The organism is Selenomonas dianae (assembly GCF_030644225.1).
GTDB classification, from domain to species: domain Bacteria; phylum Bacillota; class Negativicutes; order Selenomonadales; family Selenomonadaceae; genus Centipeda; species Centipeda dianae.
Genome location: NZ_CP128650.1, coordinates 105,601 through 120,470 on the forward strand (window position 1 = coordinate 105,601; position 14,870 = coordinate 120,470).

Consider the following 14,870-nt stretch of genomic DNA (forward strand, 5'->3'; position numbering starts at 1 on the left):
GCAAGGAATGGGGGGACTCATTTTGTTGGAAAAGTATGGAGAGAATGATCTCTGCCAGGTAACCGGACTCCTCAACATGATGCAGTTTATGCGCCATGCGTCGGTACATTTGCAGGATGAATTGGCGGAACCGCTGATTTTTATCTATTTTGACATTGAGAATTTCAAGAGTTTTAACCAGCGGTACAGCTTCCAGCAGGGCAATCGTCTGCTGCGCTACGTCGCCGATCTCCTGCGCGAGACGTTCGAGGGGAACCTCGTTGCACGCTTCAACGACGACCACTTTGCCGTGGCGACGCAGAGCGAGAACCCCGGCGACTGCATCCAGTTCATTCACGAGCGGATCCGCGTCTACGATCTGGGGCTGCCGATGGAGGTCAAGGCGGGCATCTACCGCCCGCCGAAGGATGTGAAGGATGTCGCGCTCATCATGGATCGCGCGAAGATCGCCTGCAACAGCATCAAGAACACCTACGATATGACGTGGGCGGAGTTCAACCCCGCGATGGAGGAGGCGCTGAATTTCCGCAGCCACATCATCCGCTGCTTCCAGGAGGCGCTGATCGAGGGCTACATCGAGGTCTACTATCAGCCGGAGATCCGTGCGATGACACGCGAGATCTGCGGGTTCGAGGCGCTCGCACGCTGGAAGGATCCCGTACACGGCATGATCTCACCGGGGGTATTCGTCCCCGTTTTGGAGGACGCGCACCTCTCGCCGCAGCTGGATCTCTACATCATCGAGAAGGTCTGTCAGTCGATTGATCGGATGCGCCGCGAGGTGCCGGGGTGGGAGCTCCTGCGCGTTTCGGTGAACCTCTCGCGTGCGGACTTCCGTCTGATGGACATGGTGCAGGCGGTCGAGGATGTCCGTCTGCGCTACGATGTGGCGCGCTCCCTGCTCAACATCGAGGTCACAGAAGGGGCGATGAACGATGATGAGAAGTTCCTCCAGGGGGAGATCGCACGATTCCGTGCGACGGGCTACGAGGTCTGGATGGACGACTTCGGCAGCGGCTACTCCTCGCTGAACAACGTCAAGGACTATGTGTTCGACGTGCTCAAGATCGATATGAACTTCCTGCGCTCGTTCGAAACGAATCCGAAATCCGCGATTGTCATCCGCTCCATCGTCAACATGGCAAAGGAGCTCGGGATGCACACCCTCGCCGAGGGCGTTGAGACGGAGGAACAGCTCGAATTCCTGCGCGAGATCGGCTGCGAAAAGCTGCAGGGGTATCTGTTCAGCCCGCCCATGCCGCTCGATCAGGCGATTGCCTACTGTCACGGTCCGGCAGCAAAGACGACGGTGGAACCCTTCCGCCTCGCCGGCTACTACTCGGAGATCGGATCGATCAATGTGCTCTCGGGGGAGGCGTTCGAGCGGCGCGGGTCGCCAGAGATCGGGGACGCGCTCTCGCTGGCGATTCTGGAGGAGGAGAACGGCGAGATCCGCTATCTCTACCAGAGCCGGATGTTCAAGGCGTTCCTTCGCAGCATCGAGCTGGACGAGGAGAGTGCGCATACGCCGCACTACGAGCGCCGTATGCGCCAGAACCGCCGCATGATCGCACGCATGATGGCGGAGGCGGATCGCACGGGGCGCGAGGTCTATACCGACTTCATCACGCGCAACTCCTTCAACTCCGTGCGTCTGCGCCTCGTGACGCGCGATGCGGACGATACACGCGCGGTATTCCTCATGGCGACCGTGAACGTTTCGCGCTTTTCCCCGGCGGCGGGCTCTGTGCAGGAGGCGCTCAATCAGATCGTCGGCCTCTACGACCGTGTGGATCTCTTTGATCTCGCCAGCAAGAAGATCCGACAGCTCTATCGCGCGGTGACGGAACCGCCGCTGATCAAGGAGTACACACATTTTGAGGAAGTGGTCGAGCACTACGCCGAGGAGTGCGTGATCCCGCCCGAGCGCAAGCTGTTCCGGACGTTTTACAGCGACAAACACCTGCATGCCGTTCTTGAGGATAAGATGGCGCGGGAGGAGGTTGCGGTGCTGTTCAACAAGGAGATGCCGGACGGGTCGCATATGCTGCGGCTGCATCATCTCGTGCCGTTCCGCCTCGGGCAGCGCGATTTCGTCATCTCCTGCATTCAGGCGATCAATGAAAAGCTCATCAATGCGGCGATTGCATCGCTGTCCGCTGACGAGAACGAATGAGAATGGTTCATTCCTGCTGCATGGGTCTTTGCTCGTGCAGCAGTTTTTTTATGGATGTATGCCTTTTTGCAGCATCGCAGTCTTGACGCTGTGTTTCCCCGCACAACACCCGCCCGATGTTCCGCAGAACACCGCGCTGTACCTTGCCCGAACACAACATCCGTGCTCCTTTTCGGATGTATGATTCTCTGTCCATCACACTGATGTGCGTTTTGCATCGTATGTTTCTTTTTGCTATAATTCCTTTGAACGAAACGAATGTTTGAAGGAGGAATATCATATGAAGAACGGGCAGAACGATATGACGGTGCAGCGCACGCAGTACGAGCCGCTGACGAAGGCGGAGGAGGATGTGCTCATCCGGCGTGCGGTGCGCGGTGAGGCGCAGGCGATGAGTGAAATGCTCGCACGCTATCGCGGGCTGATCGTGAACGAATCGCATATCTCGTATCTCAGAAACGCCGCCCTTGCGGCAGATGCGGAGAACATCGCCGTGCTTGCCTTCATCGAGGCACTGCACGACTACGATCCGAAGCACGGCGCACCGTTCGCAGGGTTCGTGCGGGCACGCGTCCACAACGCGCTGTATACGGAGTTCCGCCGCGAGCGGCGGCTCTGGGAGCGCACCTGTCACCCCGAGCAGAGCGCGGACGCACGCGACGCATGGGAACGCTGTGGCGGTACGGAGGACATGACACAGCGTGCGGATCTGCGCCTCCTCGTGCGCGGGCTGCTGGAGAATGCCATGCACCGGCTCACGGAGCGCGAGAAGAAGATCCTCTCCCTGCATTACTTCCGCGACCTCACGCTTCGCCGCATCGCCGTCCTCCTCGGAACATCGGCGAGTGCGATCAGCAAGAGCAAGGCGAACCTGCTGCGGAAACTGCGGGCGTGCGTGGGGGTTGCAACTCCGTGCGAAATATGCTATTCTTAGTAAAGGTAATGGAATTGTAAAGGAGATGTCCTACATGGCACAGACCAGCATCAGTATTCGCATGGACGCTGAACTCAAGAAGAATTTTGAAAATTTCTGCGGTGCCGTCGGTATGAATATGTCTACGGCGATCAATATGTTTGCCATCGCGTGTGTGCGCGAGCAGCGCGTCCCGTTCGAGATCTCCGCGCAGCGTGCGCTGCCGGGTGAGTCGCTCGACCTCTTTACGGACACGACGTGGAGCGACGGGGAAAACGGATGACCTGCGGTATGGGGGCATATGCCCCCTATTTTTTTGCGATTTTTTAGATAACTTGTGACTTTTGCAACAGCGTTGTGGGTTTTTTTTGATAAATAACAATAAATAGAAACAAATAATAATAAAATAGGATAAAATACAAAATAATTTATTCGTGCTATGCCACATAAAAACACCCCGCAGCGCCGCTGCGGGGTGTTTTTGACGGTTTCTTCGTGGTGATTTCTCAGAGTTTGAATTTGTGTGTGGCGTTCTGCAGGTCGGTCGCAAGGGTTGCGAGGGACTGGGAGGCGGAGGCGATCTCCTCGCTTGAGGCGGACTGGGACTCGGAGGAGGAGGAGATGTTCTGCATATTCTCCGCTGTTTCCTCCGTGATCGTATCGACCATGGTCGCGGATTGGATGATCCGCTCCGTTCCCTCGGCGACGGTCTGCATGGAGCTGCTGATGTTTGCGATCTGCTCCTTCATCTCGTCGACCATGCGCGTGATGTTCTCGAACTGTGTGCCGACGGCGCGGATGGCGGCCGTACCTTCCTGTACCTCGCTTGTCCCGCTCTGCATGGCGGCGACTGCCTGTGCGGTGTCGTGCTGCACGCCTGTAATGCGTTCCTTGATCTGATCCGCCGCCTCGCGGGACTGCTCGGCGAGCTTGCGGACCTCCTCGGCGACGACGGCGAAGCCGCGTCCCGTCTCGCCCGCGCGCGCTGCCTCGATAGCGGCGTTGAGGGCGAGGAGGTTGGTCTGGTCGGCGATGGCGGAGATGGTCTCGACGATTTCGCCGATCTGCTTGGAGCTCTCGCCGAGTTTCTCGACGACTTCGGCGGAGCGCAGGACGCTCTGCTCGATGCCCGTCATTTTCTGCATGGCATCGTTCATGAGGGCTTCGCCCTTTTCGGCGGCCTCGGCGGTGGATGCCGAGCCGGCGGCGACGCGTGCCGCCTTGTCCGTGACGCGTCCGACATCGTCCGAGACGCTGCCGATATTCTGCTTTGCGTCGGCGATGCTCTCGCGCTGGCGACCCGTGCCGTCCGCGACATGGGAGACGGTACCCGCGATCTCGGTCGCGGACTCCGCCATCTGGTGTGCGCCCGCCGTGAGCTGTTCGGAGGCGGCGGCGAGCTGTTCTGCGGTCTCCGCGACCTGACGGATGACGCCGCGTATGTTCTTCATCATCGTGTTGAAGTTCGCGGCGAGCTGCCCGAGTTCATCCTGTGAGGCGACGGGCAGATCGGGCTGACTGAGGTCGCCCTTGGCGAGTGCATCGACGTGATTCATGAGGCGTTCGGTCGCACCTGTGATGGTCGCGGCAAAGCGCAGGAGGGCGATGATGATGCCCGCCACGAGCAGGATGCCGAGCACGCTCATGCCTGTATAGGTCATCTTGAGATTTGCGAGCTGTGCAAAGACGACGCGCTCGGGCACGGCAATGGCGACAATCCAGCCGGAGGATGGGACGGTCGTGTAGGCGATGATCTGCTGCTCGCCGTCCTTTTCCGTGGCAAAATAGCCGTTCTTGTTCTGCAACATCGCGGAGAAGTTTTCCTTTAGGACGGGGTTCTCCTCGACGTTGTGCATCGCCATGCCCTCACTGGATGCGATGATGAGTCCCGAGGGCTCGATGATGATGCCCTCGCCCTCGCCGTGGTATTTCAGATTCTTGACGCGCGTGTCGAGGGTCGCGAGGGATATATCGACGCAGACCGCACCGCGCACCGCGCCGTTATTTCCGTTGTACGGGACGGCGGCGGAGACGACTGTCTGATGATTGGAGATGTCCTCATATGCCTCGGTGTAGAAGAGTTTTCCCTTTGCCTTGGCATCGTTGTACCACTTGCGCTGATGCGGGTTGACGAGCGCGCTCACGTCGCCCTCCGCCCAACGGATGAAGCGGCTGTCCTCCGTACCATGGCAGATGTCGAGTACGTCCTTGTCATTTGCGGCGAGACTCAGCATGTTCTGCTCATAGAGTTCCGGCCGATCCGCATACATGGAGAGCAGTGTCGCCGTGCTCTCGGCGATCTGTCCGCGCTTGGCGAGCCAGCCGTCCACCTTCGCCGCCTGCACGGATAGGCTTGCCTCAAGCTCCTCGGAGATGCTCGCCATCAGCGACGTCTGTGCCGTATAGTACCCGATTCCGCAGATGGATACTACGAGCAGCGCCATGAGTGTGCCCATGAGAACCAGCTTCTGTTTGATACTCATACCCTCAGCTCCCTTCCCAAAATGAGATGTATCAAACGCATATAGGCGGGATCATACCCGCCCAAATTGCCATTCTTATAGAAATCGCTGCACTTCCCGATGCTGCAACGATAACTTTATGAGAGTTTTCTTATATTTACATTATCTTAACACAATATAAGCATATCTGCAAATATTCTTTATGAAAACAAAATTGCCGCACGGGATCTCTCTCCGTGCGGCAGTGTCTGCTGTTTTCAGAGTTTGAATTTGTGTGTGGCGTTCTGCAGGTCGGTCGCAAGGGTCGCGAGGGACTGGGAGGCGGAGGCGATCTCCTCGCTGGAAGCGGACTGCGACTGGGACGAGGAGGAGATGTTCTGCATGTGGTCTGCCGTCTTTTCCGTGAGCTCATCGACCATGGTCGCAGACTGGATGATCCGTTCCGTTCCCTCGGTGACGGTCTGCATGGAGCTGCTGATGTCCGCAATCTGTTCCTTGATTTCGTCGACCATGCGCATGATGTGTTCGAACTGCGCACCGACCTCGTGAATGGCGGACGTTCCCTCCTGCACCTCGGTCGTGCCGCTGTGCATTGCGGTCACCGCTTGTGCGGTGTCATGCTGAACGCTCTGGATACGCTCCTTGATCTGCTCGGCTGCCTCGCGGGACTGCTCGGCGAGCTTGCGAACCTCCTCGGCGACGACAGCGAAGCCGCGTCCCGTCTCCCCCGCGCGTGCCGCCTCGATGGCGGCGTTGAGGGCGAGGAGGTTGGTCTGCTCGGCGATGGCGGAGATGGTCTCGACGATTTCGCCGATCTGCTTGGAACTCTCGCCGAGCTTTTCGACGACTTCGGCGGAGCGCAGGACGCTCTGCTCGATGCCTGTCATTTTCTGCATGGCGTCGTTCATGAGGGCTTCGCCCTTCTCTGCCGCACCCGCCGTCGCCACAGAGTTGTCGGCGACGCGTGCCGCCTTTTCTGTGACGCGCTCGATGTCGCCGGAAACGCTGCCGATGTTCTGCTTTGCGTCGGCGATGCTCTCGCGCTGGCGCCCCGTGCCGTCGGCGACGGTTGCGACGGTACCCGCGATCTCGGTCGCGGACTCCGCCATCTGGTGTGCGCCCGCTGTGAGCTGTTCGGAGGCGGCGGCAAGCTGTTCTGCGGTCTCCGCGACCTGTCGGATGACACCACGGATGTTCTTCATCATGGTGTTGAAGTTCGCACTGAGCTGTCCAAGCTCATCCTGTGAGGCGACGGGCAGATCGGGCTGACTGAGGTCGCCCTTGGCGAGTGCACCGACGTGGTGCATGAGGCGGTCGGTTGTGTCCGTGATGGTCGCGGCAAAGCGCAGGAGGGCGAGGATCAGCCCTACGACGAGCAGGATGCCGAGCAGGCTCATGCCTGCATAGGTCATCTTGAGGCTTGCGAGCTGTGCAAAGGCGACGCTCTCGGGGACGGAGATGACGATGATCCACCCCGTCGCGGGGACGGTCGCATAGGCGATGATTTGCTGCTCGCCGTCCTTTTCCGCGGCGAAGTAGCCGTTTTGGTTCTGTATCATTGTGGACAGATTCGCTTTGAGGATGGGATTGTCATCCGCTTTTTTCATGGTCAGATTCTCGGTCGAAGCGATGATGAGCCCGCTCGGAGAAACGACGATGCCCTGTCCCTCGCCGTGGTATTTCAGATGAGCGATGCGTTCAGAGAGTGTGTCGAGACTGATGTCCGCCGCGACAACGCCGGCCTCGTAGGGGGCTGCGACGGAGACGACCATCTTTTTCGTGCGTGCGTCCTCGTAGACCTCGGTGAAGATCGGCTTGCCCGCTGCGCGGGCGTTCTTGTACCACGGGCGTTCGCGCGGGTCGCGCTGTCCTGTGACGTTGCCCGCCAGTCCGCTGATGAATCGGGCGTCCTCCCCGCCATAGTAAAAGCTGAGGATGTCCTTGTCGTGCAGGGGGTACTGCATGATCTCCTGTTGCAGGGTGACCGGGTTATCCCCCATGAGGGCGATGAGGTTGGCGCCGCTCTGCACCTGTTTCTGTTTGTCGATCAGCCATCCCTCGACGGTGGCGGCTTCCTTGTCCAGTGTCGCCTCGATCTCGTTTGAGGTGCTCTCCAACAGGGCATCCTGCGCCTTGTAGTAGCCGATGCCGCAGATCGCCGCAACGAGCAGTGCCATCAGGGTGCCCACGAGGAGAAGCTTTTGTTTGATACTCAATGTACCCATTTCCTTCCTATAAATCCTGTTCACGCACGGATAATTAAACTTTATATCATCGCAAGAAAAGAATCAAGTTGTTTTATCGTTTTTTTATAAAATGGGAAGAATTGATCAGAAAAAGCATCGAATCGTTGGCCATGTTGCATGGATGTGCAGGATATGATAGGATAGGGCGGAGTTATGTTTATGGAATCGCTGATCAAACAGACCCTCAGACGGGTGCAGATTTTTCGTTCGTTCGAGAGGACAAGCCGGATGCATAGCAAGGGCTGTGTGGAGGATTTGTCGATCAAGAGGGCGCGGAAAGGATGTACCAATGCGGTGCTGAATTTGTCAGTGCTTCCTTAATATGCCGCAAAGAGCCCTGTGCCTTTGACGGCGGAAGTCTAATTTCATAGGAGGTTTCATCATGCAGGATGAAAAAAAGGCGGCGGCCGCCATCGCCCGTGAGGCGAGGCGGACCGCTGCCGCAGGTGTGCTTTTTGCCGTACTTTGGACGGCGCTCGGCTTCGGTCTCGCCGAGGTGGATGTGACGGTTGCGGGCTTCCCGCTCTGGGCGATCACGTCGAGTGTCGGGGTGCTCGCCGTGGGGGCGGTGCTCGCCGTGTATCTGGCGTGTGCGGCGGAGGATGTTCCCCTCGATGAGCGCGGAGAGGGGGCGGCACGATGAACGGCAATCTCATGGTACTCCTGCCGCTGCTGGCGTTTATGGCGGGGATGCTCGCGCTCGGTGTCTATGTGCGGCGGCAGAGCCATGCGGGCGGATTCCTCGCGGGCTACTTCGTCGGCGGGCAGACGCTCGGCGCGTTCGTGCTCGCGATGACGATGGTCGCGACGTACAGCTCGGTCAGTTCGTTTGTCGGCGGTCCCGGCATGGCGTACGAGATCGGCTTCGGTTGGATCTACATGGCGGTCATTCAGACCATGACCATCTTTCTCGTGCTCGGCATCTTCGGCAAGAAGGTCGCGCGGCTCGCGCGGCGCATCCACGCCGTCACCATCGTTGACATCATCCGACATCGTTATCAGTCGGATGTGCTCGCCGCACTTGCGGCGTTTGCCATTGTGATCTTCTTCGCCGCGTCCATGGTCGCACAGTTCGTCGGCGGGGCGCAGCTCTTTGCCGCCGTCACGGGCTACAGCTACGAGCTCGGTCTGGTGCTGTTCGGCATCGTGGTCGTCGTCTATACGTCGATCGGTGGCTTCCGTGCCGTTGCACTGACAGATACCTGCTGCGCGATTGTTATGATGCTCGGCATCGTCCTCCTTTTCTACTATGTGCTCGAAGCGGGCGGGGGGCTTGCGGCGATTCTCGCGCATCTGCGCAGCGCACATCCCGAGATGCTGACGCCGACGGCGGCGGGACGTATGCCCGTTTCCCTTTATATCTCGCAGTGGCTGCTCGTCGGTGCGCTCACGATTGCCCTGCCGCAGTCGGTGGTGCGCGGTATCAGCTATCGGAGCAGCCGCGATATGCACCGCGCGATGATCATTGGCACGGTCGTCATCGCCTTTATGAACATCGCTGTGAACCTCGTCGGCGTGCTCGGGCGCGGCGTGCTCGGTGTCGATGCAAAGGCACTTGGCGGCGTGGACAGTGTTATCCCGCAGCTGATGGCGCAGGTCATGCCGCCCGAGCTGCTCGGCTTTGCCATCATCGGCCCCTTGGCAGCGTCGATCTCCACCATCTCGGGCGTGCTCATCGTCGCCTCGTCGGCGGTGGTAAAGGATGTCTATCTCCACCATCAGCAGCAGCGCGGCAGGTTCGTCCCCGAGCGGACGTTGCGCCGCCTCTCGATGGGGGTCACCGCCGCGCTCGGCATCATCGTGTTCGTGCTTGCCATTGCGCCGCCGTCGCTGATCTGGCTCATCAATATGTTTGCGTTCGGCGGGCTGGAGACGGCGTTTTTCTGGGTGCTCGTGTTCGGGCTCTTTACCACATGGGCGAACCGTACGGGCGCACTCGCCGCGATGGGCGGCGGCACGCTCATCTACTGCGTCGCGATGGCGGCGGGATTCAAACCGCTCGGGCTGCACCCCATCGCCGTCGGCATCACCGCCTCGCTCGTCCTCTTCCTCGCGGGAAGCTGGTGGGGGCGGCGCAGAGAGGCTTGACAGTTTTTTTTGATGCGGGTATAATAAAGACACAAAAAGAGTGACTGACGAGTGGTTCCGTCGGTCTCTCCCTAGAATCTTTGTGTTTGAAGAAAGAGCCTTCGTTACCTGTTTACGACAGGTTCTTTTTTCTTGTCTACCTAGAGAACAAGAATATGATGTTGACCGCGAGCGTTGCCGCCGCTAGCACGAGCGAAAGTATTTCATACAGGCTCATGCACATCACCTCCCTTGCGGGAGAAAACCTACGATCGTCAGCCACATATTCAGTATAGCACAAAGTTTCGATTGACGGAATAGGCACGTTGCCTTTCCGTCTTTTTTCTTGCCTATGGTTCCACGACAAGCGGCAGAAAGTACGCCTCCGTGCCCGCGATCGCGGCGGGGGAGAAGCGTGCGCCGACGGCGGAGGGCGTGCCAAAGAGCATGAAACACGAAAGTGTAAGATACCCCTCGATGGTTCCCGCATCGACGGTATGGACAAAGCGCGGCTGACGGACAAAGTTCTGATACATCGCCGCGCGGCTTGGGCGGCAGATGATTTCGTCCACGTTGTCGGGCTGCTTCTCGTGGATTGTTTCTGCGTGTCCGTCCCGTTTTTCGACCAGACGGACGTTCTTCCCCTCGCGTCCCCAGATTTCCTTGCGGATGTATGTGCCGTCCATGAGCGCGGCGAAATCCTCCTCGAAATACGAGGGGGCGAGATAGCGGCGGATGAGAGCACACTCCTTGGCGGTCAGGAACTGCTCTGTTTGGGCGAGCGCATAGACGAGTGCCATAAAAGATTTGTTTTGCAGGAGAATCGCCTCGGGCGGATTCATCAGTGCAAATTTTCCTTCCTTATACAAATCGAGAAACAGTGCGCCGAGCGGTTCTCCGTCCGGCGTGCGCTCATCAATCAATATCTCCATCGGATGCAGTCGATAGAGCGCAGATGTATATGCATTGTCTGCGAGAGGGATGCCCCGCTCGTCGATCTCCATCTCGTAGAACGAGAGGAAGCGGATGTCGCCGTGCGGCACGCCCTCCTGCATCAGGCGCATGAGGAACAGCGTCGTCGCGAGATCTTCGGGGTAGTCGTCAAAGCAGGAAAAAACGAAGGGGCGATCTTGGATCGTCCGTCGGGAGAGATCAACGGCGGGCGCACAGAGCCGCGCGTGCAGCTGCGCGAGGAAGTCCCGCAGCTGCGCCCGCATCCCCGCGTTCGGGTCGCACCGTCCGTGATACGCTGCCGCGATGCCGTTTGCATAGAAGGACTCCACAATAAAACAGGGCGTATCCGCATTGATCTCGACCATGCGGATACGCCCTTTCGCATCGAGGACGAAGTCGAAGCGGGAGAGCCATGTCGGCAGTCCGAACGCATTCGGGACGCGCAGATAGGGGAGGAGTTCGCGCGGCAGATCCATGGCACGCGCGAAATCGTCGGGGGCGTTTTGCAGCACCTGCGCCGCCTTGCAGAAGATGTGAAAGAGCCCCGCTGATGCCGTCCGCAGTTCGTCATAGAATCTCTGCGGAAACTCCTGCACGGTATGTGTTGGGTAGCGGTCGGCATAGTCGCCGTATTGGATATAGGTGAAGATGGTCGGGTCAAGTGCGTCGATGTAGGTTTCTTTGTGCGTGCTGTTCACGTTACGAACCTCCCGAGGAGCGGAGCCCTGCCTGCCCGAAGCCGGATCTGCGGCTGACCTCGCGCGACTTTTCGCTTTTCTTTTCGTTGTAGCTGCGCCCCGCAAAGACGTGACCTGATCCGTGCGCATGAGTGCCCGTGCCGGATACGGTGTATTTTTCGGGCAGCGGTGAGAGCGGCGCGTTTGTGCGGTAGGTCATCTGCGCGAGATCCATCGTGCCGCCCGCATAGGAAAATCCGTGGAAGGCGAAATAGTTCGGTGCGAGGGGGGCGAGGAGGCTCGCCGTACCGAACAGCCAGACGAGGTCGCCCGCGCCGTCGTGGCGAAAGGTGACGGCAGTGCTGTCGTCATAGAGCGCGGTCTCCGTGCCGTCGCCGTTGTTGAGCAGGGTGTAGCGGCGGTCATAGGCGTCGGCGAGCCGCGCCTCGCCTGCGTTCCACTCGGGATGCACGACATCGCATATGGAAAATGCGATGTCATGACGATAGAAATACGCTGCGCCGAGTGCGCCGACCGAGGCAAATGCGGCGGCGAGGATGGCGGCTTTGCGTCCCATGTTTTCCATCGTTCACATCCTTTCTAAGATGGATTGTATTTGTATGATGCTCCACGATATGTGCTGACAATTGATTTAGTGAACCGCGCCGCTGATGACAAGCGACAGCCCGACGAAGACCCCGAACACGAAGATGCCCGCCGCCGTGTTGCCGCGCTGGATCTCGGCGGTAAGCTTGTATTTGCGGTGCCACGCGTTGATGACGAAGAAACCGGCGATGAAGCAGAGGATGCCGACGGCAGCGTAGACCGCACTCGCGACAACGCCCTGCACAAAGTCCGCCGGCATGGTCTCGCACGCGGAGGACATAATGACGGCGCGCAGAATCTCGCCGATGCCGATGAACGAGCCCGCCGACAGCCACGCGACCGCGCGGTTGCCGCGTCGAATCTCCTCGGCGAAGTCGCCGGGGATGAAGCAGTCGATCACGATGTTGGACACGATCATGAGCAGGACGCCGAATCCGGCATAGAATACGGTAAGCATCAGTACGGACAGATCAATCATGTGGGTTCTCCTTTATGCAGCTGTGTTTCGCGTGCGATACACCTCAAAGAAAAAATGTCGGCAAAGCACCTCTTGTTACGGCGTTTCTGTTACCACCTCCACCCGTCCGCGTGTATCGCCCGTGCGAACGAGCGTGGCGTAGCGGAGGAGGGTATGACTGCGCTGAAGCCGGTCGGCGTCAGGTGCGCGGTCGGGGCTTGCCTGCGTCACGACAATGTGCGCTGTGCCATCCGCCGCGCTCGTAATGCGTGCGGTCTCCTCCCGCGTGCGAATGATGATCGGATGCTCCGCATCACCGAGCATTTCATACGCATCCTCCACCCTGCCGTCCACACCCTCGATGAGATCGAGAGCGGCAATGCCTGCATCGACCTGCGCCGTGTAAACCGGAGTGCCGTCCTCCTCCTGCTGCTCCGTGTGGTAGGGGGCATCGCTGAGGCGTTCGTGCATGACATAGGGGAGATTCACGAAATCGCGGAACGCGTGCCAGTAGTCCCGCGTGTCGAAGTCGGGAGCGACGGATAGGAGCAGGATGATGCAGGCTCCGGCAAGACCTGCAACCGGCTCGATGAGGGAGTTGCGCAGCCTCGATCGCCGATACATCGCCCGTGCTTTCTGCCGCTTACTCGTATCCGTGTCCGTGTCCGCGATGATTGTGGAAGCGGAGATCTTTCCTCCCTGCGAACTGCTGCGACTGCCGTTCCAATACTCGACAAAGAAGGTGTTCCTGCCGTCTGCGCTCTCGTATTGCTCATACCTCGCCTCATCGCCGACCGCTGCATCCGTATCGCCCCAGACCCCTGTTACAACCTCCGTGCCGCTGTCATGGAGACGGTAGCCCTTTGGCACATTGTTTCCCGCAGAGGAGGAGATGATGCATGAGAGTCCATCGTCTGTGATGCTCAGCCAGATGTGTGCATTGGTGTCATTCGTGATAAGCTTATACTCTGTCCATACATCATCCGATGTTTTCTCCTTGTATCGGATCTTTCCCACAATGGTACATGGTTTCGTTCCGATTTTGATGCCGGTCCAACAGTCAAAATCCACGGCATCACCTCCTAGCGGAAATGGGAATCGCTGATAAAATAGACTCTCAGATTGGTGCAGATTTTTTGTCCTGTCAAGGAGACAAACCGGACGCATAGCAAGGGCTATGTGGAGGATTTGTCGACGATGAGAGGGCGAAAAAGATACGCCAAGATGGCAGTGCTGAATTTATCAGTGCTTCCCTTAATGTGCGGTCAAGTGGTGGTGCGCGGACTACTGCACCACCATCGCCCGTCCGTGCGTGTCGCCCGTGCGGACGCGTTCGGCGTAGCGGACGAGCGTATGATTTCGTTGGAGCTGGTCGGCGGCGGGGGCGCGGTCGGGGCTTGCTCCCGTCACAACGATGTACGCCGTGCCGTCCGCCGCGCTCGTAATGCGTGCGGTCTCCTCCTGTGTGCGAATGATGATCGGGTGCTCCGCATCGCCGAGATCCTCGTACGCGTCCTTCACCCTGCCGTCCACGCCCTCGATGAGATCCAGAGCGGCGATGCCTGCATCGACCTGCGCCGTGTAAACCCGTGCGCCGTCCTCCTCCTGCTGCTCCGTGTAGTAGGGCGCATCGCTGAGGCGTTCGTGCATGGCATAGGGGAGGTTCACGATACTGCGGAAATCGTGCCAGTCGCGTGCGCTGAAATCGCCGTCTCCGATCGAATCAAAGAAAAGAGCCGTGCCACCTACCGTGACACCTACATAGATGAGCACGCTGACCATGCCGATACAGATGCCGTTCAGCATCCTTGCCCGCTTTGCCCGCGTCATCGCCCGTAGGCGATCGGCGGGCGGCGGTGCTTCGGGGGCAATATCGGCGGCGGCGATTTTCCGTCCCATCGAGGCACTTTTCTTCCCGCTCCAGTTTTCGATAAAGAACGTGAACTTCCCGTCCGCTGTTTCGTATTGCTCGTATGCCGCCTCGTCGCCGACTGCCGCATCCGTATCGCCCCAGACAGCGGTGACCACCTCCGTTCCCCTGTCGCGGAGGCGGTAGCCCTTCGGAATCTTTTTCCCCACAGGAGCGGAAAGACTGCACGAAAGCCCGTTGTCTGCAATGCTCAGCCATGTGCGGTCGTTGCTTTCACGTGTAACAAGACCGTACTCCGTCCATACATCGTCCGATGTTTTCTCCTTGTAGCGGATCTTCTCGGCGATGATGTAGGATTTCCCCTCGATCGTCACGCCCATCCAGCAGCGGAACTCCATGCACGCACCTCCTTTTCTGGGGTCAGTATATACGTGTTGTTTTA

The 14,870-nt window shown here is 58.9% G+C and carries 12 protein-coding genes; 5 read left to right on the forward strand and 7 right to left on the reverse strand.

The annotated features are described in order from the left end of the window. The first annotated feature begins 7 nt into the window (after positions 1-7). From QU667_RS00490 to QU667_RS00500, 3 genes are all read left to right on the forward strand, one after another. Positions 8-2,176, forward strand: a complete 2,169-nt coding sequence (locus tag QU667_RS00490; protein ID WP_304987396.1) for a putative bifunctional diguanylate cyclase/phosphodiesterase — start codon at positions 8-10, stop codon at positions 2,174-2,176. Positions 2,177-2,456: 280 nt separating this feature from the next. Further along, a complete protein-coding gene (locus QU667_RS00495; RefSeq protein WP_304987397.1) occupies positions 2,457-3,110 on the forward strand; it encodes a sigma-70 family RNA polymerase sigma factor in 654 nt (217 codons plus the stop codon). Between the two features lie 34 nt (positions 3,111-3,144). Then, entirely contained in the window at positions 3,145-3,372 is a 228-nt protein-coding gene (locus QU667_RS00500) for a type II toxin-antitoxin system RelB/DinJ family antitoxin (protein ID WP_304987398.1), read from the forward strand. Positions 3,373-3,595: 223 nt separating this feature from the next. Here the strand turns inward: QU667_RS00500 and QU667_RS00505 are convergent, their stop codons facing one another. Both QU667_RS00505 and QU667_RS00510 read right to left on the reverse strand, forming a co-directional pair. Further along, on the reverse strand, positions 3,596-5,572 hold the full coding sequence (locus QU667_RS00505; protein WP_304987399.1) for a methyl-accepting chemotaxis protein: 1,977 nt from the start codon (positions 5,570-5,572) through the stop codon (positions 3,596-3,598). A gap of 236 nt (positions 5,573-5,808) precedes the next feature. Beyond that, on the reverse strand, positions 5,809-7,767 hold the full coding sequence (locus tag QU667_RS00510; protein WP_304987400.1) for a methyl-accepting chemotaxis protein: 1,959 nt from the start codon (positions 7,765-7,767) through the stop codon (positions 5,809-5,811). Between the two features lie 412 nt (positions 7,768-8,179). Here QU667_RS00510 and QU667_RS00515 point away from each other — a divergent pair, with 412 nt between their 5' ends. Both QU667_RS00515 and panF read left to right on the forward strand, forming a co-directional pair. Beyond that, positions 8,180-8,440, forward strand: coding sequence for a DUF997 family protein (locus QU667_RS00515; protein ID WP_304987401.1), 261 nt, complete (start codon positions 8,180-8,182; stop codon positions 8,438-8,440). Next, entirely contained in the window at positions 8,437-9,885 is a 1,449-nt protein-coding gene (panF, locus tag QU667_RS00520) for a sodium/pantothenate symporter (RefSeq protein WP_304987402.1), read from the forward strand. The genes QU667_RS00515 and panF overlap by 4 nt, the downstream gene beginning before the upstream one ends. Positions 9,886-10,214: 329 nt before the next feature. On the opposite strand, the gene QU667_RS00525 is transcribed toward panF, so the two are convergent. The 5 genes from QU667_RS00525 to QU667_RS00545 all read right to left on the reverse strand — a co-directional run bounded on the left by QU667_RS00525 (position 10,215) and on the right by QU667_RS00545 (position 14,826). Further along, complete coding sequence (locus QU667_RS00525; protein WP_304987403.1) at positions 10,215-11,516, reverse strand: glutathionylspermidine synthase family protein; 1,302 nt, start codon at positions 11,514-11,516, stop codon at positions 10,215-10,217. 1 nt (position 11,517) lies between these two features. Continuing rightward, positions 11,518-12,081, reverse strand: coding sequence for a hypothetical protein (locus QU667_RS00530; RefSeq protein WP_304987404.1), 564 nt, complete (start codon positions 12,079-12,081; stop codon positions 11,518-11,520). A 66-nt stretch (positions 12,082-12,147) separates the two neighbouring features. Beyond that, a complete protein-coding gene (locus QU667_RS00535; RefSeq protein WP_304987405.1) occupies positions 12,148-12,579 on the reverse strand; it encodes a DUF350 domain-containing protein in 432 nt (143 codons plus the stop codon). Positions 12,580-12,654: 75 nt separating this feature from the next. Beyond that, complete coding sequence (locus QU667_RS00540; protein ID WP_304987406.1) at positions 12,655-13,629, reverse strand: DUF4178 domain-containing protein; 975 nt, start codon at positions 13,627-13,629, stop codon at positions 12,655-12,657. Between the two features lie 213 nt (positions 13,630-13,842). Then, entirely contained in the window at positions 13,843-14,826 is a 984-nt protein-coding gene (locus QU667_RS00545; RefSeq protein ID WP_304987407.1) for a DUF4178 domain-containing protein, read from the reverse strand. Between the last annotated feature and the right edge of the window lie 44 nt (positions 14,827-14,870).

Coding starts and splice junctions, on each gene's coding strand:
- QU667_RS00490 (WP_304987396.1), top strand. CDS start 8: ATGGGGGGACTCATTTTGTTGGAAAAGTATGGAGAGAATGATCTCTGC.
- QU667_RS00495 (WP_304987397.1), top strand. CDS start 2,457: ATGAAGAACGGGCAGAACGATATGACGGTGCAGCGCACGCAGTACGAG.
- QU667_RS00500 (WP_304987398.1), top strand. CDS start 3,145: ATGGCACAGACCAGCATCAGTATTCGCATGGACGCTGAACTCAAGAAG.
- QU667_RS00505 (WP_304987399.1), bottom strand. CDS start 5,572: ATGAGTATCAAACAGAAGCTGGTTCTCATGGGCACACTCATGGCGCTG.
- QU667_RS00515 (WP_304987401.1), top strand. CDS start 8,180: ATGCAGGATGAAAAAAAGGCGGCGGCCGCCATCGCCCGTGAGGCGAGG.
- panF (WP_304987402.1), top strand. CDS start 8,437: ATGAACGGCAATCTCATGGTACTCCTGCCGCTGCTGGCGTTTATGGCG.
- QU667_RS00530 (WP_304987404.1), bottom strand. CDS start 12,081: ATGGAAAACATGGGACGCAAAGCCGCCATCCTCGCCGCCGCATTTGCC.
- QU667_RS00535 (WP_304987405.1), bottom strand. CDS start 12,579: ATGATTGATCTGTCCGTACTGATGCTTACCGTATTCTATGCCGGATTC.
- QU667_RS00545 (WP_304987407.1), bottom strand. CDS start 14,826: ATGGAGTTCCGCTGCTGGATGGGCGTGACGATCGAGGGGAAATCCTAC.